Origin of the sequence: Streptomyces sp. NPDC057854, assembly GCF_042797055.1 — a bacterium.
GTDB lineage: Bacteria > Actinomycetota > Actinomycetes > Streptomycetales > Streptomycetaceae > Streptomyces.
The window spans coordinates 1-21,356 of sequence record NZ_JBHVMF010000044.1 but is presented as its reverse complement, the minus strand read 5'-3'; the positions used below and the strand labels follow the sequence as shown (position 1 = coordinate 21,356).

Sequence of the window (21,356 nt, the reverse complement as noted above, 5' to 3'; positions counted from 1 at the left end):
TGGGGGCCGGCGCCGGGGGGGGGGTGGGGGGGGGGTGGGCCCCCCGCCCCCCACCCGGCCCCCGCCGGTCATCCCGGCAGGTCGCCGATCGGCGTGCGCGGTCCCTCCGCCGCGGCGCCGAGCAGTTCCAGCACCTGGTCGATCCGCCGGTAGCCGGTCGCGGGGTCCCACAGGTCGGTGTTCAGCTCGACCATCGCGGACAGGCCGGAGGGGCGCAGCAGCCCGTGGAAGGCGAGGTCGTAGCGGGCGGTGCCGTGGGAGAGGAAGCGGTACTCGCAGTCCAGGCCGGCGAACCGGGCGGGCATCCAGGACTCCAGCTGCAGTTCGCAGGTGACCTGGTAGATGGGATGGGTGCCGGGCTCGCGGCGCGGCTGGACCGCCTGCACGATCTCCGCGAACGGCAGTCGCTGGTGCTCGTAGGAGCGCAGTACGGCCTCACCGACCCGCTGGACGAGTTCGTCGAAGCGGGGGTTCCCCGACAGGTCCAGGCGCACCGGCACGACGTTGAGGAAGCAGCCGATGACCTGGTCGGCGCCCGGCTGGGTGCGGTTCGCGGTCGGGATGCCGATGACGATGTCGTCCTGGCCGCTGAGCCGCCGCAGCACGACCGCCGCCGCCGCGCAGAAGACGGTGAAGGGCGTGGTGTGGCAGGCGGTCGCCAGCTCGCGCAGCTGCTTGGCGGCGTCGTGCGACGGGGGCCGCTCCAGGAACTCGCCGCGGAAGCGGGCGCGGTCGCCCCGGGGGCGGTCGGTGGGGAGCCGCAGCGGGGCGGCGCCGGCGAGTTCGCGGGCCCAGAAGCGGCGCAGGCGGTCGCCGTCGGGGCCGGCGAGGAAGTCCGCCTCGGACCGGGCGAGGGTGCCGATGTCGGTCTCGGGCGGGTGCGGTGCGGGGATCCGTCCGGCGGCCCTGGCCTCGTAGGCGGTGCTCAGTTCGCGCATGAGGAGGGTCATGGACACCTCGTCGGTGACGAGGTGGTGGAAGAGCAGCTGGACCTGGTGGTGTTCCGCGCCGAGCCGGATGGTCCGGGCCCGCAGGAGGGGTCCCCGGGTGAGGTCGAAGCCGGTGTAGGCGATCTCCTGTTCCAGCCGCCGCAGTTCGGCGGCGCGGGCGGTGTCGTCGTCCGTGCCGGACAGGTCGACGGTGGGCACGTCGACGGGGGCGTACGGCTGGATCCGCTGCACCGGCACGCCGTCGACCTCGACGAACGTGGCGCGCAGGCCCGCCTGTCGGGCGATGACGTCGTTGAGGGCGGCGGCGAGGGCGTCCGGCCGCAGGGGGCCGGTGAGGTCCAGGATCAGCGGGATGGTGTGGGTGAGGGCGTCGGGGTCGGCCTGCTGGGCCAGCCACAGCTGCCGCTGGCCGGACAGCAGCGGCACGTCGACGGCGGTGTCGTGGCCGCCGGTTCCGGTCGCGGCAAGGGGGGACGGCGTGTCGTGCGGTGCGCCGGCGGTCTCGTCGTCGGTGGGGCCGGGCAGGTCGGCGAGGAGGTCGAGCATGGCGTCGAGGCCGGGTGCGGTGGCGCGGAGGTGGGCGGTGAGTTCGGCCGGGGTGGGGTTCTCGAACAGGGCCCGCACCCGTACCTCGGCGCCGAGGGTGGCCTGGAGTTCCGCCACCAGCGCGGTGGCCAGCAGGGAATGCCCGCCGCAGGCGAAGAAGTCGTCGTGGGGGGTGAGGCCCGGCTGTTCCAGGACCTGGGCCCAGATCTCCGTGACCAGTTCCAGGAGCCGGTCGGAACCGGAGGCCGCGGGGCGGTCCGCGGGGGCGGCGTCCGGGGCGGTGGCGGGCGGCTCGGGGGCGGGCGGTCCGGCGACGATCTCCAGCCGTCCCCGGGTGTCGCGCCGGGCGACGAGACCGGTGGGGGTCGTGCCGAGGAGCAGTGCGGCGGGGTGGTGGGCGGAGCGGCCGGGTGCGAGCGCCAGGTCCTCCGGGCGGGCCCCGTCGACGCCGGCCAGCAGCGGCCACCGCCCGGGCCCGCGCGACCGGTCGAGGCGGAGCGTGAGGGCGGTGCCGTCGGGCAGGTCCACCCGTACGTCTTCGGTGCCGGGTACGTCGCCGGTGCGGGGTACGTCGAGGGTGCCGGGTGCGTCTTCGGTGCCGGGTGCGTCTTCGGTGCCGGGTACGTCCTCGGTGCCGGGTGCGTCCGAGGGGGGTGCGCCCAGTTCCAGCTCCGGCAGCCGCAGGGCCGGTTCCGCCAGCCACTGGCGCAGCACCCGGGCGTAGTCCTCGGCCAGCGCGCGTATCCCGTCCGGGGTGTAGAGGTCGCCGTCGTACTCCAGCCACAGCCTGACCTCGTCGTCGGTGACCTCGATCTCGGCGACGGTGTCGAACCGGCCGCGGTCGCGTGCGACGTCCAGCACCCGTACCGGGAGGCCGCCCAGCTCCAGTGCGCCGACGGCGTCCGCGCGGGGCATGAACATGTGCTGGATGAGGGGGGTCCGGTCGGTGGGCCGGGGGGCGGCGGCGGCCTGGAAGATCCGGTTGAAGGGCAGCCGCACGTGCTCGACGGCCGCGGTCACCGCGGCGGAGCAGCGGGCGACCGCCTCGGCCAGGTCCGGTGCCCCGCCGAGGTCGAGGCGCAGCGGGACGGTGTTCGCGAGCTGGCCCACCAGCGACTCCAGCTGGGGGGCGGTGCGGTTGGCGGCGAGCACGCCCAGCAGCAGGTCCTCGTCGCCGGTCGAGCGGGTGAACAGGGCGGCCCAGCCGGTGAGGCAGAGGGCGTACGGCGAGGCGTGCAGGGTCCGTGCGGCGTGCCGTACGGCGGGGCCGCCGACGCCCGGCAGGACGAAGCCGGTGCGCCGGCCCGCGCCGCGCCGGGTCCGGCGGCGCGGCAGGTCGGGGCGGACCTCCAGGGCGGTCGGCGCGTCGCGCAGGTTCTCCCGCCACCAGGCGGTGTCCGTCTCCTGGACGGCGGGCAGCAGCGTCGTGCGCTCCCACTCGGTGTAGTCGCCGTACTGCAGCTCGGGCGGCGGCACCGGGGAGGGGGAACCGGCATGCGCGGCGGTGTAGTCGGCGGCCAGTTCGGCCAGCAGCAGTCGGACCGCGGTGGCGTCGGCGAAGATGTGGTGGACGGCGAGCGCCAGGGCGTCCTCGCCGGCGGGGCCGCCGCGCAGCAGGAGGAAGGCGATGCCGCAGCCGGCGGCGGGGTCGATCCCGGCGGCGGCGAAGCGGCTCAGCTCCCGGTCGCGGTCCCGCCGCGCGTCCTCGTCGGTGGCGCGGCCGGGCAGGGTGATCTCGGTCAGCGGCGGTTGTTCGGGGGCGGGGAGCACGCATTGGGCGGGCCGGCCGTCGTGCAGGCGCACGGCGGTGCGCAGGATCTCGTGCCGCTGCAGCAGGGCGCGCACGGCGGTGCGCAGGGCGGCGGGGTCGATGCGGCCCGGGACCTCCAGCGCCACGCACTCGGTGAGGGGGGCTTGTTCGGCCGCCGATCCCCCGGAGGACCAGAAGTGCTCCTGGATCACCGCGAGGGGCATGAAGTCTTCGTAGTCTCTCATGAAGATACGGTATCGTGGCGCGCAGACATTTCCCAGGCTCGCTCCGCGGGCCCGCGAGACTGCGCCACCCCTGTCGCTCATCCGTGCGATCGGGTCGCCGTTCGGACGATCTCCTTTCCCGCCATGCCGCCGCGCGATCCGGCCGGATCGCGTCCCCGCAGTCATGACATGGCAAAACCGCTGCTCGGCCGCTGTTCCTGACGTACCGTCCCACCCTGCGTGTTCGAACAGGAGGAGACCCCGTGACCGCTGGGACCCCGCCGGCCGGGCGCACCGACTGTGCGTGGAGACTGGCTGCTCGATGCAGAGTGGCTATACGGTGCGGGGTGGCCGTACGGTGCAGCGTGGCCGTACGGTGACGCCGTGCGCGCTTGTGGTGTGTGGTCGACGCGCACCCCTGAACGCACACGAGCGTCTAGCACCGAATTCCTGCTAAGAGGAGCCACAGGGCATGACCTCGACCAATCCGTCATCCGGGACCGGAACCAACCCGGCCGAGGAAGAGAGCGCCGACCGGGGCTTACCGCCCCAGTCCCCGCCGGACCAGTCCTCCACCGCGTCGCCCCCGGCCGGTGCCCCGAACGCGAAGCGGCGTTCCCTCCTGGTCCGCAACCGTGACTTCGCCCTGGTCTGGGGCGGCGAGTCGATCAGCCTGCTGGGCAGCGAGATCAGCGTGGTCGCGCTGCCCCTGCTGGCCGTCATCGGCTTCGGCGAAGGAGCGGTCGGCGTCGGCATGCTCATCGCCGCGCAGTGGGTGCCGTTCGTCCTGCTCGCCCCGCTCATGGGCGTGTTCACCGACCGGATGAACCGGCGGACGATGATGCAGGTGGCCAACGCCGCCCGCTTCGTCGTCATCGGCTCGCTGCCGCTGGCGTGGACGCTGGACAGCCTGACCATGACCCACCTGTACGTCGCCGCGCTGGTCAAGGGCGTGTTCGACGTCGTCTTCCAGCTCGCCTACCAGGCGTACCTGCCGCAGCTGCTGGCGCGCGAGGACCTGGTGGACGGCAACGCCAAGACCCAGCTGAGCCGTTCCGTCGCCCTGATCTTCGGACGGAGCGGCGGCGGCGCCCTGGTGAGCGCGCTCGGCGCCGCGCGGGCGCTCGCCGTCGACGCCGTCTCCTATCTGCTGGCGGCCGTCGCCCTGGGGTTCGTGAAGTTCCGCGAGCCGGAGCAGCAGGCGCACGCCCGCGGCCTCGGCGCCACGCTGGCCGACCTGCGCGGCGGCATCACCATGACCTTCGGCAACCGGCTGCTGCGCTATCTGACGCTGATGGCCACCTTCGGCAACACCGCGGTGTCCATGGTCCTCGCCATGATCATCGTGTTCGGCTCCGAGGACCTGGGGCTCAGCGCCGCGCAGATCGGCCTCACCCTCGGTGTGGGCGGCGCGCCGGTCGTCATCGGCGCGATCCTGTCCCGGCGGATCAACGAACGCCTGGGCATCGGCCGGACGCTGCTGCTGACCCACTCGATGCTGGTGGTGGCCTTCGCCCTGCTGCCGCTCGCCCAGCTCGGCGGCACCGCGTTCGCGGTCGTCGTGCTCATCGTCTCGCAGGGCATCTCGTCGTTCACCACGCCCGTGGGGAACGTCGGTGTCATGACCCTCATCCAGAAGGCCACCCCGCCGCAGGCGATGGGCCGCGTCGGCGGCGTCTCCCTGCCGCTCGTCTGGGGCGCCAACGCGGCCGGTCCGCTGCTGGGCAGCGCGATCGCCGTGGCGCTCGGCAACGTCGCCGCCTTCTACCTGGCGGCGGCCCTCGCGCTGTGCGCCGTGCTCTGGGTCCTCGCCGGCTCGGTGACCCGGCTGACCGACGACGTGCCGGAGGACATGCGGCTCGTCGTGGACTGACCCCGGCCCCGGCCCGGTGACCGCCGTACGGCCGGACCGCCCTGCACGGCTCTCCCCCTTTCCCGAGAGGACGACATGATCAGCCAGCAGGACGCCCCGGCCGTGCTCCGCTCCGGGCCGGGCACCACCCTGGTCTCCCGCATCGAGGAGTTCGCCCGCAGCACCCCCGAGGCACCCGCCGTCCAGCACGGCGGCGTACGCCTGACCTACCGGGAGCTGCACGAGCGGGCCGGCCGGCTCGCCGACGCGCTGACCGGTGCGGGGGTCCGGCCCGGCGACATGGTCGCCATGCACCTGGGCCGCTCCGTCGAGTGGGTGGTCGGCATGCTCGGCTGCCTGACGGCGGGCGGGGTCTGCATGCCGCTGGACCCCGCCGTCCCGGCGGAACGATTCGCCCGCGCCGTCGCCGCCGGGAGGCCCGCCGCGGTGCTGACGGCGGCCCCCGGCCGCGGCACCGGCACCCCGCTGCCCCCGGTCCCCCGGGAGCTGCCCGTGCTCACCCTCGACGCCGCCGCCCCGCCGCCGGACGCCCCGCCCGGCAGCGCCGCTCCGCGCCCGGCCCCGCGCCCCGAGGACCTGGCCTACGCGATGTTCACCTCCGGCTCCTCGGGCGAGGCGAAGATCGTGCTGGCGCAGCACGCGTGGCTGGCGCTCAGCGCCGCCCGCAGCGCCGCCATCAACGCCACCACCGGCGCCGACCGCGGTTCCTGGCTCGGCGCGGCGGGCGCCGGCATCGCGCTCCACGAGGTCGGCGGCCTGCTCTGGCAGGGGGCGCACATCGTCATCGGCGACCACGAGGTGATCGCCTCCCCGCCCGCGCTCCGGGACTGGCTGGTCGCCGAACGGATCACCCAGAGCTTCGTCATCACCCCGGTCGGCGAGGTGCTGCAGGGCCTGCCCTGGCCGCGCGACTGCGCGCTGCGGCTGCTCACCCTGGGCGGCGACCGGCTGAACCGGTGGGGCCCCGCCGACCTGCCGTTCGAGGTGGCCGTCTCGTACGGCAGCCTGGAGGCGTTCCAGATCGCCAACTCCTGCCATCCCTGGGACCTGCGCTGCACCCCCGCCACGGCCACCGACGCCGACCGGTCCGGACCGCCGCCCGTCGGCCGTCCGATCGAGGGCGTCACCGTCCACCTGCTGGAGGACGACGGCATGACGCCGGTCACCGACGGCATCGGCGAGGTGTGGATCGACTCCGACTGCCTCAGCCTCGGCTACCTGGGCGACCCGGCGCAGACCGCCGACCGGTTCCGGCCCAACCCGTTCGGTCCCCCCGGCAGCCGCCTCTACCGCTCCGGCGACGCGGGCCGGTTCCGGCCCGACGGGATCCTGGAGCACCACGGCCGGATCGACAACATCGTGAAGATCCGCGGCCACCGGGTGGAGCTCGGCGACGTCGAGTGGACGCTGGGCCTCCACCCCGACGTCGACCAGGTCGCCGTGGTCGCGACGACGGACGGCGACCAGCGCCGCCTCGTCGCCTGCTTCGTCGCCGCGCGCGAGATCGCCCCGCTGGAGCTGCGCAACCACCTGGTGGACCGGCTGCCCGACTGGATGATCCCCGTCGCCTACGTCCAGCTGGACGCGTTCCCCCTCAACACCTCCCACAAGATCGACCGGCGCCGGCTGCCCCCGGCCGACTGGGACCGGGGCCGCCCCTCCCGCGCCTGGCGGACCCCCGCCCCCGGCACCGAGGCGACACTGGCCGCGCTCTTCGCCGAGCTGCTGCGGGTCGAACGGGTGGGCGCCGACGACCACTTCGTCGAACTCGGCGGCGACTCGCTGCTGCTCGCCCAGCTGCAGGGCCGGATCGAGCAGGCCCTCGGCGTGCGGATCGAACTGCCCGACCTGATGGCCGATCCCACCGTCAGCGGCCTGGCCCGGCTCGCCCCGTCGGCCGCCGCCCCCGGCGCCCCGGCGGCGCTCCCCCCGATCGCCCCCCGGCGGCGCTGACCCCGCACGCCCGGCCCGCCCAACAGGCCCACACGCCCGCACGCCCGGGACGCCGCGTACGTACCGCACGCCCCGCACGTCTCGTACCCCCCGCAGGGACCGCACGCCCCGCACGCCACAGACCCCAGGCACGACCTTCCTCGTCTCACCGACGACTTCGGCATGGAGGCCGGCATGACCACCGAGGCCGCGGACGCCACCGACCGGCTGGTGACCGCTTTCGACCACCACGACCCCGGATACACCCCCGAGACCGCGGAGCGGGTGAACAGCCGGATCCGCGAGCAGGGCGTGACCTGGTCACCGGCGTACGGCGGGATCTGGATCCTGTCCCGGTACGCGGACGTGCGCGCCGCCCTGACGGACTGGCGCACCTTCAGCTCGGCGCGGGGCGTGCACTTCCCGCGCGCCGAGGGCATGCCGATGTTCTCGCCCATCGACTACGACCCGCCGCAGCAGCGCGAGATACGCGACCGGATGGCGGGCCCGGTGACCGGCGACGCGGTCAAGGCGCTGGTGCCGGAGCTGCGGCGGATGGTCGCCCGGCTGCTCGCGCCGGTGGTCGAGCGCGGCCACGGGGACCTGATGGCCGAGTTCGCGGAGCCGTTCGCGATCGAGGTCCTGGGCGTGGCCTTCGGGCTCTCCGCGAGCTGCCGCGCCCGGATCCGCGAGGCGACCCGGACGATGTGGACGTACATCTCGACCGACCGGGACGCGAGCAAGTTCTGGCCCGCGTTCCACGCCCTGCTGTCCGAGGAGGTCGAGCGGGTCCGGCGCACCCCCGACGGCAGCTACCTCGCCCGGCTGGCGACGATGGAGCGGGACGGCCGGCCGCTGCCCGACGAGGAGCTGTACTCGGTCATCGTCAGCTTCTGCGTCGCCGGGCACGACAACACGATGAACTCGATCACCCGGCTGACGCACACCCTGGCCGGCGACCCCGCGCTGCAGCTGCGGCTGCGCCACGAGCCGGAGCTGCGCCCGGCCGTCGCGGAGGAGGCCCTGCGCCGGTGGTGCCCCACCGACCGGTTCACCCGGGTCACCACCCGCGAGGTCACCGTCGCCGGCACCGTCATCCCGGCCGGCGCCCGGGTGGTGCTGCTGTTCGACGCGGCCAACCGGGACCCGGAGAAGTTCCCGGACCCCGACCGGTTCGACCCCGACCGCGGCAACTCCCACCAGCACCTCGCCTTCGGGCACGGCATCCACCACTGCCTGGGGGTCCATCTGGCCCGGGCGGAGTTCGCCGCCGTCCTCGACGAGCTGGCCACGCTGCCGCTGTTCGACCTGGCCGCCCCCAGCGACCTGCACTTCGAGAACGGCCGGCACATCACGTTCGACCAGGTTTCGGTGCGGTTCCGCACCGGGGAGGAGCGCTGAGATGACCATCGGGTCACCCACCGGGACGAGCGCCGGAGAGCCGCAGCCGACCCTGCTGATCGACCTGGCGACGGGGCTGTGGAAGGCCCAGACGCTGACCGCCGCGATCGAGACCGGGCTCTTCGGGGCCCTGGCCGGCGGTCCCGCCGACGCGCCCGCCGTCGCCGCCCGGCTCGGTCTGGCCGACCGGCCGGCCGAGGTCCTGCTGACCGCGTGCGCCGCGCTCGGACTCCTGGAGGCGCGGGACGGGCGCTACGCCAACGCTCCGGTCGCCGACCGGTACCTGGTGCCGGGACGCCCCGACTACTTCGGCGACTACGTGCGGATGGTGACCCGGTACACCACCCCCGGCTGGCTGCGCGCGACCGACGCCGTCCGAACCGACGCGCCCACCAAGCCGGTGCCCGACCCGGACCGCAACATGTTCGAGGAGGGCAACCGGCCGGAGTCCTTCTGGGGCGGGCTCTTCGCCTTCTCCACCCTGACCGCCCGCCGGATGGCGGACGCGCTGGACCTCTCCGGCGTCCGCCGGATCATGGACGTCGGCGGCGGCTCGGGAGCCACCCTGATCGAACTGTGCCGCCGCCACCCGCACCTGAGCGGCACCGTCGTAGACCTGCCGCACGTATGCGCCCTGGCGCGGGAGCGCATCGCCGAGGCGGGGATGACCGGCCGCATCGACACGGTGGCGGCGGACTTCTTCGCCGATCCGCTGCCGTCCGGGCACGACGCCGTGCTGCTGTCGATGATCCTGCACGACTGGGACGAGAACCAGAACCGGAAGATCCTCGCGTCCTGTCTGGACGCGCTGCCCTCCGGCGGCACCGTCCTCATCAGCGAACTGCTGGTGGACGACGACAAGTCCGGCCCGGTGGACGCGGCGCTGATGAGCATGAACATGCTGGTCGGCACCTGGGGGCGGAACTACACGGCCGCCGAGTACGCCGGCTGGCTGCGCGACGCCGGCTGCGACCGGGTCGGCACCGTCCGGTTCGACTCCCCCGGCGCCAACGGCGTGGTGAAGGGGGAGAAGGCGTGAGGGAGGCCCGGCAGAGGCGCTGGTTCCTGCGCCCCCCGTCCGACGAGGCCCGGATGCTGCTGCTGTGCATGCCGTACTCGGGATGCGGCGCCTCCATGTTCCGCGCCTGGCCCGCCTCCGTCGGCGACGCGGAGGTGGTCCCGCTGCAGCTGCCGTGGCGGGAGAACCGGATGCGCGAACCGCACTTCGGCACCTACGCGGAGCTGGCCGCGGCGCTGCTGGACGACGTCGGGGAGCTGCTGACCGCCCGCCCGTACGCGCTGTTCGGCCACTGCGGGGGCGCCCTGCCCGCCTTCGAGACGGTCCTCGGGATCGCCGAGCGCGGCCTGCCGGCGCCGGTGCGGTACTTCGCGTCGAGCCAGGTCGCCCCGCAGGACGGCCCCTGGGGCCGGTTCCTCGGTCTGGACGACCAGGGGCTGCGGGACGAGATCACCGGACTGCTGACCGCCATGGGGGCGGCGGCGTCCGCCGCCGAGCTGGTCGACCTGTTCATCGACGTGATGCAGGCCGATCTGGACGCCAACCGGACGTACTTCCGCCCCGCCGGCACCGCGCCCTGCCCGATCACGGCGCTGGGCTGGGACGGCGACGTCGAGGTGCCGCACCACCTCATGGGCGGCTGGTCGGCCTGGGCGCCCACCGAGAAGGTGGTCCTGCCCGGCACCCACTACAGCTTCCTGGACGCGCCGCCGGAGCTGGTCCGCACCCTGGCGGACCGGCTCACGCTGGACTCCCTCCCCGCGCGGCGCTGACCCGCCCTCCCTGCGGCCACCCGCGGTCCGACGCCACGGCCCGCGGGGGCCCGGGCGTGCCCGCGGGCGGTGACGTGGGCCCGCGGCGTGCCCGCGGAGAGCGGCGGACACTGCGCGCACCCGCGGGATTCACCGTATTGCGCTGACTCTTGTGTTGCCTGTTAGGTATGTCTCTGCATCGCCTGTCGTGTTTTTGCTGACTGACTTGGAGGACAGTGGCATGAGTCAACAGAGCGAGTTGCTTCGTCGACTGCGCCGGCTCCCGGGAGACCGACGGGACGCGCTGCTGGCTCAGCTGGAGGGCGTGTCCGCCGGCGTCCGCTCCGCCGCTCTGTCGTACCGGCAGGAACAGCTCTGGCTGTTCGACCGGCTCGCCCCCAGCACCCTGGCCTACGGACTCGGTTTCGCCTTCCCGGTCGAGGGCCCGCTCGACCCGGAGGCGCTGCGCGCGGCCCTGACCGATCTGCTCCGGCGGCACACCGTGCTCCGCTCGGTCTTCCCGGACGAGGACACCGAGGGCGTCCAGCGGGTGCAGCCGGTGCCCGAGGTGCGACTGGAGGTCGAGGACGTCCCCGAGGAGCGGCTGCGCCCGCGCGCCGACGAGGTGGTGCGCGGCGAGCTGCGCCGCGGGATGGACCTCAACTCCGGCCCGCTGGTGCGCTTCCGGCTGCTGCGGGCCGCCCCCGAGCGCCACCTGCTGGTGCTGACCGGCCACTCCCTCGTCATGGACCCCCGGTCGGCGGAGGTGCTCCAGCGCGACCTGGCGCACGCCTACCGCGCCCGGGCCGCGGGCCGGGCGCCGGAATGGGACCGGGAGGCCGTGGACTTCGGGCGGTACGCGAGCTGGCAGCGCGACTGGTGCGAGCGGGACGAGGCCCGGGACGCCGCCGAGTACTGGCGCGGCGCCCTGGCCGGCTGGGAGGCCACCGAGCTGCCCGCCGACCTCCCCCGGCCGCGGCTGATCGACCTGACCAGCGACCTGGTCCGGGTGCCGCTGCCCGCCGCGCTGTCCGCCGCGGTGGACGACCTGTCGAAGGGCGACACGGAACGGCGGGACGTGCTGCTGGCCGCGTTCCTCGTGGTGCTCGCCCGGCACACCGCGCGCGGCGACCTCACCGTCGGGCTGCCGTGCGACGTCCCGGGTCCGCACGACGCCGGCCTGCTGGTCGGCGACATCGGGAACCTGCTGCCGCTGCGCGTCGAGCTCGACGAGGCGGACAGCTTCGCCGCCGTGGTGGCCCGGGTGCGCGACGCCCGCCGCGACGGCCTGCGGCACTCCGCCCTGCCGTTCAAGCTCATCCTGGACGCGCTCGGCGTGGAACCGGACGCCGGCCGGCTGCCGCTGGTCCAGATCGGCTTCACCACCACCGGCGAGGCCCCCGGGCCGGTCGTCGCCGACGGCGTCGGGATCGGCTGCGAGCGCGTCGACTCCGGGGCCGGGACCTTCGAGCTCACGCTGGAGGTCCACGACGGCGAACAGCCCGCCGTGGCCGTGCGCTTCGCCACCGCGCTGTACCGGCGGGCCACCGCCGCCCGGCTCCTCGACCGCTTCGTCCAGACCCTCGGCGCGCTCTGCGAGCGGCCCGAACGGCCCTTCGGGGACGCCCCGCTGGGCACCGCGGAGGAGCGCGCCACCGTGCGCGACCGGTGGAACGACCCCATCGGCGAGCCGCTGGAGACGCCGCTCCACGAGCTGTTCGCCCGGGTCGCCGCCGCGGCCCCGGACCGCACCGCGCTGGTCTGGCGGGACGGCACGCTGACGTACGGCGGGCTCGACGCCTGGTCCGCCCGGATCGCGGAGCGGCTGACCGCCGCCGGGGTCGCGGTCGGCGACCTCGTGCCGGTGGTGATGGAGCGCGGCCCGGCGCTGCTCGCGTCCGTGCTGGGCGTGCTGCGCGCCGGCGGCGCCTACGTCCCGGTCGACGCCGCCCAGCCCGACGAGCGGCTGGCGGTGATCCTGGAGGACACCGCAGCCCGGACCGTGGTGGTCTCGCCCGGCACGGCGGACCGGGTGCCGGAGTCCCTGCGGCTGCTCGTCGGCCCCGGCCCGCAGGACGGTCCCCCGGCCGGCGCCGGCGCCGCCCCGCCCGCCGTCCCGGCCGCCTCCGCGGCGTACGTGATCTACACCTCCGGCTCCACCGGACGGCCCAAGGGCGTGGTCGTCGAGCACCGCAACGCCGCCAACTTCACCCGCACCGTCCGGGAGATGTTCGGCCTCACCCCCGACGACCGGGTCCTGCACTTCGCGTCGCCGGGCTTCGACGTGTCGGTGTTCGAGATCTTCGGGACGCTGCTCAGCGGCGCGGTGCTGTACGTGATGGACGAGGACCAGCGGCGCTCCGTGGACGCCCTCGACGCGGTCCTGCGGGAGCAGCGGATCACCGTCATCGACCTGCCCCCGGCGATCATGGAACTGCTCTCCCCGGACCGGTACCCGGATCTGCGGGTGGCGTTCGTGGGCGGCGAGGCGTTCACCGGCGAGCTGACCACCCGGTGGGCCCGCGGCCGGGCGTTCTGGAACGGCTACGGCCCCACGGAGACCACGGTGACCGTGGTCGCCAAGCGGTGCGAGGGCGAGTGGACCGCCTCCCCGCCGATCGGCCGCGCCATGGCCAACCACCGCGCCTACGTGGTGGACGGCGCCGGGTCCGGGATCCTGCCGCCCGGCGCAATCGGCGAACTGGCCGTCGCCGGGCTGGGGGTGGCCCGCGGCTACCTGGGCCGGCCGGACCTGACCGCCGACCGGTTCCGGCCCGATCCGGACGGCCCGCCCGGATCCCGCCGCTACCTCACCGGCGACCTCGCCTATTGGGACGACTCCGGGGACCTCTGCTTCGTCGGCCGGGCCGACCGGCAGGTCAAGGTGCGCGGCGTGCGGATCGAACTGGGCGAGGTGGAGGCCGCGCTGCAGGCCGTGGACGGCGTCGCCCAGGCGGTGGCGGAGGTGGCGACCGACCCGCGCACCGGCGCCCTGCTCATGGCGTACGTGGTCCCCGAGCACCCCGGCGAGCTGCAGCTGGACACGGTCCGCTCGGCGGTGGCCGGGCGGCTGCCGGCCGCGATGGTGCCGTCCGTGCTGGTGCCGCTGGACGCGGTGCCGCTCACCCCCAGCGGCAAGATCGACCGGCGGCGGCTGCCCGCCGTGGAGTTCGCCGCGGTCGACGAGCTCTCGGAGGCCGACGAGGAGAACAGCACGCCCACCGAACGCACCATGCGCAGCGAGGTGTTCGCGCCGCTGCTCGGCGCCCGGATCGGCAACCACGTGAACTTCTTCGCGGCGGGCGGCACCAGCCTCCAGGCGATCCAGCTGTCCTCCCGGGTGAACGCGGTGTTCGGGGTGGCGCTGCCGATCGCCGACTTCTTCTCCGACCCGACCGTGGCCGGCCTGTCCGCCCTCGTGGACGCGGCCCGCGCCGGCGAGGCGTCGCAGCGGGACGCGCTGGCGGAGGCGCTCGCCCTGGTGGAGGGCAGCAGCGACGACGAGATCGCCGAACTGGCGGCGGGGCTCGACGAGAAGGGCGCGCGGTGAGCGGGGGCGGCACCGCGCCGGCGCCCGTGGACGCCGGTCCGGTGACCTTCGCCGTGGACTCGCCCTGGGTGCGCCGGGTGCCCCGGAAGGACGCCCGGGTACGCCTGGTGTGCCTGCCGTTCGCCGGGGGCGGCGCGTCCGTGTACCAGCGGATGGCGGCCCTGATGCCGCCGTGGGTGGAGACCCTGGCGGTGCAGCTGCCCGGGCGCGAGGACCGGTCCCGGGAGGACCCGCCGGGCCGCGTCGACGCGCTGGTCGCGGCCTGCTCGATCGCCCTGCGGCCGTACACGGCGCTGCCGTACGTGCTGTACGGGCACTGCGCGGGAGCCCTGCTGGCCTACGAGGTCGCGCACGAGATGGGACGCCGGTTCGGCACCTGGCCGCTGCGGCTGATCGTCGGCGAGCAGCCGGCCCCGCAGGCGCCGCCGCCGGAACGGCCGCTGCACCGGCTGCCGGACGAGGAGCTGCTGGCCACCGTCCGGGAGCGCGGCGGGCTGCCGGACGCGGTGGCCCGGAACGGGCAACTGCTCGATTTCCTCCTGCCGTTGCTGCGGAGCGACTTCGCGCTCTGGGAGAACTACCGGTACCGGCCGCGTCCGCCACTGCCGGTGCCGGTCACCACGGTCCGCGGCCGGACCGGCTCCGTGGACGAGCGGGCCCTCGCGGGCTGGGCCGACCGGACCTCGGCGGGCCGCACCGCGCTGACCGTCGAGGGCGGCCACTACTTCGTCGTGGGGCTGACCCCGGAGGCCGCCGGTGCGATCGCCGGCCGGCTGCCCGCCCCGGAGGAGGCCGGCGCCCCCGCCGGACGCCCCGTACCGCCCGCCGGCCCCGCCGGTCCGTCGACCGCCTCGGACGGAAGGACATCCGCGTGACCGCCACCGCTTCCTCTCCCCTCTCCGCCCCGAGGATGTCCCTGGACGACGTCGCCGCGCTCGCGGCCGGGGTCCGGGGCGTCCGGGAGGCCGCCGCCGTGCACGACCGCCGGCTGCGCGCGACCGGTGCCGGCCGGCCGTCCGGCCCCGCCGGCGCCGTGCCGGCCGGCACCGACGTGCCCGCCGACCGGCCGGCGCTCGTCCGCGGCCCGGAACCGGTCCTGCCGCCGGACGCGGTGGCCACGCTGCCCGAGGCACTGGCCCGGGCCGCGCGGGTGGCCCCCGACCGCGGCACCACCTACGTGCTGCCGGACGGCGGTACCGACCGGCAGACCTATGCCGAGCTGTACGAGGACGCCCGCCGCGTGCTGGGCGGTCTGCGGCGGCACGGCCTCGCCCCGGGCGACACGGTGCTGCTGCAGTGCGCCGACAGCCGCGCCTTCGTCACCACCTGGTGGGCGTGCGTCCTGGGCGGGTTCCTGCCCACGCCGGTGGCCCCCGCCCCCGAGTACGCCACGGACAACGCCGCCGTGCGGAAGCTCGCCGCCGCCTGGGACCTGCTCGGACGGCCGCCGGTCGTCGCCGATCCCGGGCTGTTCGACGGCGTGCGGTCCCTGGCGGACCGGCTGCCCGGCGGCGAGGACCTGCGGGTGCTGGCCGCCGACGCCCTGGCCGATCCGGAGCCGGCGGAGTGGACGGTCCCCGACCCGGACGCGCTGATCGTCAACCTGCTCACCTCCGGCAGCACCGGCACGCCCAAGTGCGTGCAGCACCGCCACCGCACGATCGTCGCGCGGACCTACGCGGCGATCGCCGCGAACGGGTTCACCGCGCACGAGGTCTCGCTCAACTGGATGCCGCTGGACCACGTCGGCGGCATGATCATGTTCAACCTCCGGGACGTGTTCCTGGCCTGCGAGCACGTCAACCTGCGCACGGAGTCGGTGATCCGCCGGCCGCTGCTGTGGCTGGACTGCCTGGACCGGTTCGGGGCCACCAGCACCTGGGCGCCCAACTTCGCGTTCTCGCTGGTGTGCCGGCACGCGGAGGAGATCGCCGCCGGCTCCTGGGACCTGAGCCGGCTGACGAACATCTGCAACGCCGGCGAGGCCGTGGTGGCCCGGACCGCCCGCCGCTTCGTGGAACTGCTCGCCCCGCACGCGCTGCCGGCCGACGCGATGGTCCCCTGCTGGGGCATGTCGGAGACGTCGTCGGGAGTGACGTACACGCGCATGCACCGCGACGACCCCGCGGCCGGCACCGTCTCGCTGGAGCCCGGCTCGCTGGACGGCGCGCTGCGCGAGCTGCCGGCGGGCACGCCGGGCGCGGTGGTCGTGACGGAGGTCGGCGCGCCGGTGCCGGGGGTGGCGCTGCGGATCACGGGCCCGGACGGGGAGGTGCTTCCCGAGGGCCGGGTCGGCCGTCTGCACGTGTCGGGTGACACGGTGATGAACGGCTACGCCCGCAACGAGCGCGCCAACCGGGAGAGTTTCACCGGCGACGGCTGGTTCGACACCGGCGACCTGGGGTTCCTGCGCGCGGGCCGGCTGTTCCTCACCGGCCGGCGGACGAACATGGTGATCGTCAACGGGGCGAACTTCCCGGCGCACGAGATCGAGGCGGTGGTCGAGCAGGTCCCCGGGGTGCGGCCGGCGTGCTCCGCGGTGGCGGGCGTGCCCGACGAGGAGACCGGCACGGACGCCCTGGTGGTCTTCTTCGTGCCGGACGGCGACGACGTGCCGGCCCTGGTGGACGCCATCCGCTCGGCCCTCGCCCGCGACCTGGCCCTGCGTCCCGCGTATCTCGTGCCGGTGACGGCCGCCGAGTTCCCCCGGCAGCCCGGCGGGAAGGTGCAGCGCGAGCGGCTGCTCGAAGGCTGGCGCGAGGGGCGTTTCGACGACCGCTGCTACGGCGGCGAGGCGGGCGGCGCGGACGCGGACGCCGCGGCCGGCGACGAGGGCGTCGGGGTCCCGGCGCTGGCGGTCGTCTGGGAGGCGGCCGGAGCGCCGCTGGGGCAGCGGCCGCCCGGTCCGCTGGTCGCGTGTGTCGCCGGCGGGGACGCCGCGGGCTGGCTCGACGGGGTGGCCGACGCCCGCGTGCCGGCCGGCACGGACCCCGGAGAGCTCGCGAAGGCGCTGGAGCGGGCCTTCGACGGTCTCGGGGAGCCCGCCGCCGGCGGATCCGGGGAGGGCCCGGTGCCGCAGGTGCTGTTCGTGGCCGCCGGGGACCCCGCCGAGGCGCCGGCCGACGGGGACGGCGCCGTCCCGGCGCAGTTCCTGGCCGTGGCCGCCGCCCTGGCGCGGGTGCGCCCCGGCGCCGAGCTCACCGTGCTGACCCGGGGCGCCGCCACGACGGCACCCGGCGAGCTCGTGGTGCCGGGCCGGGCGGCGCTGACCGCGCTGGTGCGGACCGCGCGTTCCGAGCGGCTGCTCGCCCGCACGGCGATGGTCGACGCACCGGCGGACGCCCGCCCGGCCGGACTCGCCGGGCTCGCGGCCGTGCGGCATCCGGAGGACGTGGTCGCCGTCCGCGCCGGCGGACCGCTGCGGCAGCGGCTGCGGACGGTGCCGCTGCCGGACGCCTTCGACATCGCCGCGGACCTGCTGCCGCCGGGCGGCACCTGTCTGATCACCGGCGGTCTCGGGGGCCTGGGGCGGACGGTGGCGGAGCACCTGGCGGTCGCGCAGGGGGCCCGGCTGCTGATCGTGGGCCGGACCCCGGAGGAGCGGCTGGCTCCCGGGGCCCGGGAGGCCCTGGAGATCCTGTCCTCGGTGGGCGAGGTCCGCTACCGGGCCGTGGACGCCTCCGACGCGGAGGCGCTGGCCGGTGCGGTGGCCGAGGCGGAGGCGGCCTGGGGCCGGGGGCTCGACCTGGTGCTGCACCTCGCGGGCGCGGCGGTCGCGGAGCAGTGGGAGTCGCTGTCGGGGCACGAGCTGCGGAGCGAGTCCGCCGGATGGCTGGAGCGGATGCTCCGCCCCAAGGCCGGGGGGTGCGTGGCCGTGGACGGGCTGCTGGCCACCCGTCCGGACACGGCGGTGGTGCTGTTCTCCTCGGTGAACGGCTTCTTCGGCGGCACCGGGTTCGGCGCCTACGCGGCGGCCAACGCGGTGCTGGACGGCTGGGCCCAGCGCTGGGCGGCGGCGGGCCGGCGGGCCCGGTCGCTGGCGTGGAGCATGTGGGACGGTCCCGGCATGAACGAGGGCAGTCCGCTCGTCGCGGCGGCGCGGCACCGGGGGCTGACGCTGATCGACCCGGCCCGCGGCACGCTGGCCCTGCTGGGCGCCCTGCGGACGGCCCCGGTGCATCTGCTGCTCGGCGCGGATCCGGCGAACGAGCAGATCAAGACGTACCTGGCGGCGGATCAACTGCGCGGCGGCACCATCGCGGTGGCGGTGGTGCCGGAGCCGGGCGCGGACGCGCCGGCGGTACGGGTGGCGGTCGCGGCCCGGCTGGCCGGCCAGGGGGTCTTCGCCCGGGTGGCGGTGACGTCGCGGATCGAGCGCGACCCGGGCGGCGCGCCCGATCCGGCGGCCGTCCTGGCGGCGCTCGGCGCGGGCGGCGCGGGGTACGCGGCGCCCGACGGGCGGCTGGAGGTGCTGGTGGCCCGAACCGCCGCCGAGGTGCTCGGGGTGCCCCGGGTGGGCCGGGACGACTCGTTCTTCGGTCTGGGGTGCGACTCCATCAGGGCGGTCCAGCTCGCGGAGGCGCTGAGCGGCCTCCTGGGCGACCGGGTCACGGTCGGTGCGCTGTACGAGTCACCGACGGTCCGTTCGCTGGCGGCGGGGATCACCGGCTGACGGCCGGGGGCCTCCCGGGCCGGGGTCCGGCCCGGGAGGTGACTCCGGCGTGAAGGTTCCGTGCGGGGTCGTCCGGCGGCGCCTGAATCCGCCGCCGGGGACCCTAGACTCGGCTTCGTCCCGCCGATGCCGTGCTCGTCCCGCTAGCCGCGCGCCTTCCGGCCGCTCGGCTTCCCGTCCTCCAGCAGACCCATACGACGCAGTCTGTCCACCCACGCCTGTGCGGTGTAGCGGGGGACGCTGTAGTGCTGTGCCACCTTGCCGACGCTTCTGGACTTGAGGAAGACCGTCCGCACCTCGTCCGCGTCGGGCATCTTGCGGTAGGGGCGTTCCGTCTGCTTCTCGTCCGGCAGCGCGGGCACCGCCGCCGGCTTGGGGCCGTCCTGCGGCCCCGCGGCGCGGGCCGCGGGGGCGGCGACCCCGCTCACCGCCTGGGCCAGCATCTCGAAGTCGATGTCGAGTGCCGCGCGCGGTGGGATTCCTCCGTCTTCCGAGGCCCGGACCACCAGTTCGACTATGCGGGGCGGCCCGCCGGGAACGCTCTGCATCACCGCGGTGATCTTCGCGGGTTCCTCTTCGGTGCCTCCGCCGGACGCTTCAACCGTGATGGTCCATCTCATACAACACCCGCAATCATGGTCCCTCCGATCGCCATCTCGCGCGGGGCGGACCAGGCGAGAACGCGACCTGTGTGAGCCACACGCGAACGACCGTCTCCCACCCCGTCATGTGAGAGGTATTCGCAGTTTCGCACTATAGCCACCTTGTGGCTGGAAAAGCCACAAGAAAATCGATGAATGGCTCACAAACACTCCAGCGTTCCACTAGGATACGCCCCCACGGCAGTGGCGTTTTCGGAGGCGTGAGGCGAGACCGCCCACCATGTCCCGGTCGCCCCGATCGAGGCGCGCGCCCGCCCCCGGTGCCGCCGGCCCGCCACGGCCGACGGCTCCGTCTCCTAAACGACAACTCCCGTGGCCAGAAGCCTGTTTCCGGGTTCCGGCGAGATCCGCCAGCGGCCGTGGAAGCGGTCGACGCGCACCCCCGCGACCACCGGCCCGGGCACCCGCAGCGTCCCGGTGAACGTGCCGTTCCGGGGGTCGGGAAGGATCACGCACTCGGGGAAATCGAGCCATCGCCGGGTGAGGGGATACCACGTCTTGAAGACGCTCTCCTTCGCACTGAACACCAGGCGGTCCCACGCGATTCCGGGGTGCGCGGCGGAGAGCCGGGCGACGGTGTCCCGCTCCTCCGGCAGCAGCGCCGCGCCCCCGACGCCCGCGGGCAGCGGCAGGTTCGGCTCGGCGTCCACCCCGACCGAGGCGACCGCGCCCCGGCGCGCCACCGCCGCCGCGCGGTAGCCCTCGCAGTGCGTCATGCTGCCCACGACCCCGTCGGGCCAGCGCGGCGCCCGGCGGGCCCACGGGGGCCCGTCCGCGGCCGGCAGGACCGGGCCCGGCGCGCAGCCGATCCGGGCCAGCGCGCGGCGGGCGCAGAGCCGGACGGCGGCGAACTCCCTCCGGCGCGCGGGGCCCGCGCCGGCCACGAGGGCGGCCTCCTCCGGGTACAGCTCGGCGTCGGGGTCGCCGAACAGCTCCTCCAGGACGACCTCCGGCGGCAGCGCCCCCGCCAGCAGTCGCCCGGTCGCCGGCGCGGCCGTCACGCGGAGCCCTCCCTCACGGGCGCGGGCACGATGCGCACCGCGCCCCGCGGCGGGGCGGGACGGCGCCCCCACTCCCGGGGGTAGCCGAGGGAGACCTCCCGGTGCGGCACCCCGTCGCACTCCAGGGTGCGCGGTATGTGGAGGTGTCCGTAGACCACGCTCACCGCCCGGTACCGCACGTGCCAGTCCGCGGTCTCCTCGGTCCCGCACCACTGGGCGAACTCCGGGTGGCGCAGGATCCGGGTGGGTTCGCGGACCAGCGGGTAGTGGTTGACGAGGACGGTGGGCAGGCCGGGGTCGACGGCGTCCAGCCGCGCGCGCGTGTACTCCAGCCGCGCCCGGCACCAGGCGTCCCGGCTGGGGTACGGGTCGGGGTGCAGCAGGTACTCGTCGGTGCACACCACGCCCGCGCGGTAGGCGATCTCCAGCGCCTCCTCCTTGGTGCGGGCGCCCGGCGGCCGGAAGCTGTGGTCGTAGAGGACGAACAGCGGGGCGACGACCACGGGCCCGGCCGGCCCGTCCCAGACCGGGTACGGGTCCTCCGGCGTCCGGACCCCCATCGCGCGCAGGCTGTCGACCAGGTACGCGTAGCGCGCCTCGCCCCGCAGCTGCACCGGGTCCGCCGGCGGGGTCCACAGCTCGTGGTTCCCGGGCGCCCACACGACGGTGCCGAAGCGATCGCGCAGAGTCTTCATCGTATCGAGGATGTCTGCGGTCATCTCGCCGACGTCGCCGGCGACGAGGAGCCAGTCGTCGTCGGACTCCGGGCGCAGCCCCTCGACGATCCGCTGATTCTCCGGGTATTGAACGTGCAGGTCGCTGATGGCGAAGAGGTGCGTCACCGGATCACCGCCGAGACGTACGACCGCACTGCCCGCTCCAGAACCATGCTGCCTTCTCTCTCGAAGATACTTCGCCGAAAGACCACATTCACAGTGTACGAGCACATGTCGTATGTGGCCCGGCGCCCATGGTCCGGGTGGGTGCGCGACAGCGCGGCCGGCGTCGCCATGGAGGTCCATGGC

Annotated in this window: 13 protein-coding genes; 8 read left to right on the top strand and 5 right to left on the bottom strand. The window is 75.2% G+C overall.

All coding sequences use genetic code 11. The features are described from left to right. Positions 1-68 precede the first annotated feature (68 nt). Positions 69-3,491 carry a condensation domain-containing protein gene (locus ACFVQZ_RS35860; RefSeq protein ID WP_383629086.1) on the bottom strand — a complete coding sequence of 1,141 codons (3,423 nt, stop codon included), beginning with the start codon at positions 3,489-3,491 and terminating at the stop codon, positions 69-71. 451 nt (positions 3,492-3,942) lie between these two features. Between ACFVQZ_RS35860 and ACFVQZ_RS35855 the strand changes: the two genes are divergently transcribed. From ACFVQZ_RS35855 to ACFVQZ_RS35820, 8 genes are all read left to right on the top strand, one after another. Then, positions 3,943-5,343, top strand: coding sequence for an MFS transporter (locus tag ACFVQZ_RS35855; protein ID WP_081959532.1), 1,401 nt, complete (start codon positions 3,943-3,945; stop codon positions 5,341-5,343). 75 nt (positions 5,344-5,418) lie between these two features. Beyond that, positions 5,419-7,296, top strand: a complete 1,878-nt coding sequence (locus tag ACFVQZ_RS35850; RefSeq protein WP_383629084.1) for an AMP-binding protein — start codon at positions 5,419-5,421, stop codon at positions 7,294-7,296. 174 nt (positions 7,297-7,470) lie between these two features. Continuing rightward, positions 7,471-8,676, top strand: a complete 1,206-nt coding sequence (locus ACFVQZ_RS35845) for a cytochrome P450 (RefSeq protein WP_383629082.1) — start codon at positions 7,471-7,473, stop codon at positions 8,674-8,676. A gap of 1 nt (position 8,677) precedes the next feature. Further along, positions 8,678-9,715, top strand: coding sequence for a methyltransferase (locus ACFVQZ_RS35840; RefSeq protein ID WP_321193337.1), 1,038 nt, complete (start codon positions 8,678-8,680; stop codon positions 9,713-9,715). After that, the gene (locus ACFVQZ_RS35835; protein WP_030497223.1) at positions 9,712-10,467 is read left to right on the top strand and encodes a thioesterase II family protein; all 756 of its coding nucleotides are present in this window, start codon (positions 9,712-9,714) and stop codon (positions 10,465-10,467) included. The genes ACFVQZ_RS35840 and ACFVQZ_RS35835 overlap by 4 nt, the downstream gene beginning before the upstream one ends. A 220-nt stretch (positions 10,468-10,687) precedes the next feature. Continuing rightward, positions 10,688-13,996 (top strand): amino acid adenylation domain-containing protein, encoded by a 3,309-nt coding sequence (locus ACFVQZ_RS35830; protein ID WP_383629080.1) that lies wholly within the window; start codon positions 10,688-10,690, stop codon positions 13,994-13,996. Beyond that, the gene (locus tag ACFVQZ_RS35825; protein WP_383629078.1) at positions 13,993-14,871 is read left to right on the top strand and encodes a thioesterase II family protein; all 879 of its coding nucleotides are present in this window, start codon (positions 13,993-13,995) and stop codon (positions 14,869-14,871) included. The genes ACFVQZ_RS35830 and ACFVQZ_RS35825 overlap by 4 nt, the downstream gene beginning before the upstream one ends. Next, positions 14,868-18,668: an SDR family NAD(P)-dependent oxidoreductase gene (locus ACFVQZ_RS35820; protein ID WP_383629076.1), complete on the top strand. Its 3,801-nt coding sequence runs from the start codon at positions 14,868-14,870 to the stop codon at positions 18,666-18,668. Before ACFVQZ_RS35825 ends, ACFVQZ_RS35820 begins: the two co-directional genes overlap by 4 nt. A 143-nt stretch (positions 18,669-18,811) precedes the next feature. Here ACFVQZ_RS35820 and ACFVQZ_RS35815 read toward each other — a convergent pair whose 3' ends face one another. The 4 genes from ACFVQZ_RS35815 to ACFVQZ_RS35800 form a co-directional block, all read right to left on the bottom strand. Beyond that, the gene (locus ACFVQZ_RS35815; protein WP_321193339.1) at positions 18,812-19,216 is read right to left on the bottom strand and encodes a hypothetical protein; all 405 of its coding nucleotides are present in this window, start codon (positions 19,214-19,216) and stop codon (positions 18,812-18,814) included. A gap of 410 nt (positions 19,217-19,626) precedes the next feature. Then, entirely contained in the window at positions 19,627-20,331 is a 705-nt protein-coding gene (locus tag ACFVQZ_RS35810) for a 4'-phosphopantetheinyl transferase superfamily protein (RefSeq protein ID WP_321193340.1), read from the bottom strand. Further along, positions 20,328-21,173 (bottom strand): metallophosphoesterase family protein, encoded by an 846-nt coding sequence (locus ACFVQZ_RS35805; RefSeq protein WP_383629073.1) that lies wholly within the window; start codon positions 21,171-21,173, stop codon positions 20,328-20,330. Before ACFVQZ_RS35805 ends, ACFVQZ_RS35810 begins: the two co-directional genes overlap by 4 nt. Then, the coding region (locus ACFVQZ_RS35800; RefSeq protein ID WP_383629071.1) for a hypothetical protein at positions 21,170-21,356 on the bottom strand (187 nt) is incomplete at its 5' end. The genes ACFVQZ_RS35800 and ACFVQZ_RS35805, both read right to left, overlap by 4 nt.

Coding starts and splice junctions, on each gene's coding strand:
- ACFVQZ_RS35860 (WP_383629086.1), bottom strand. CDS start 3,491: ATGAGAGACTACGAAGACTTCATGCCCCTCGCGGTGATCCAGGAGCAC.
- ACFVQZ_RS35855 (WP_081959532.1), top strand. CDS start 3,943: ATGACCTCGACCAATCCGTCATCCGGGACCGGAACCAACCCGGCCGAG.
- ACFVQZ_RS35850 (WP_383629084.1), top strand. CDS start 5,419: ATGATCAGCCAGCAGGACGCCCCGGCCGTGCTCCGCTCCGGGCCGGGC.
- ACFVQZ_RS35845 (WP_383629082.1), top strand. CDS start 7,471: ATGACCACCGAGGCCGCGGACGCCACCGACCGGCTGGTGACCGCTTTC.
- ACFVQZ_RS35840 (WP_321193337.1), top strand. CDS start 8,678: ATGACCATCGGGTCACCCACCGGGACGAGCGCCGGAGAGCCGCAGCCG.
- ACFVQZ_RS35830 (WP_383629080.1), top strand. CDS start 10,688: ATGAGTCAACAGAGCGAGTTGCTTCGTCGACTGCGCCGGCTCCCGGGA.
- ACFVQZ_RS35815 (WP_321193339.1), bottom strand. CDS start 19,216: ATGCAGAGCGTTCCCGGCGGGCCGCCCCGCATAGTCGAACTGGTGGTC.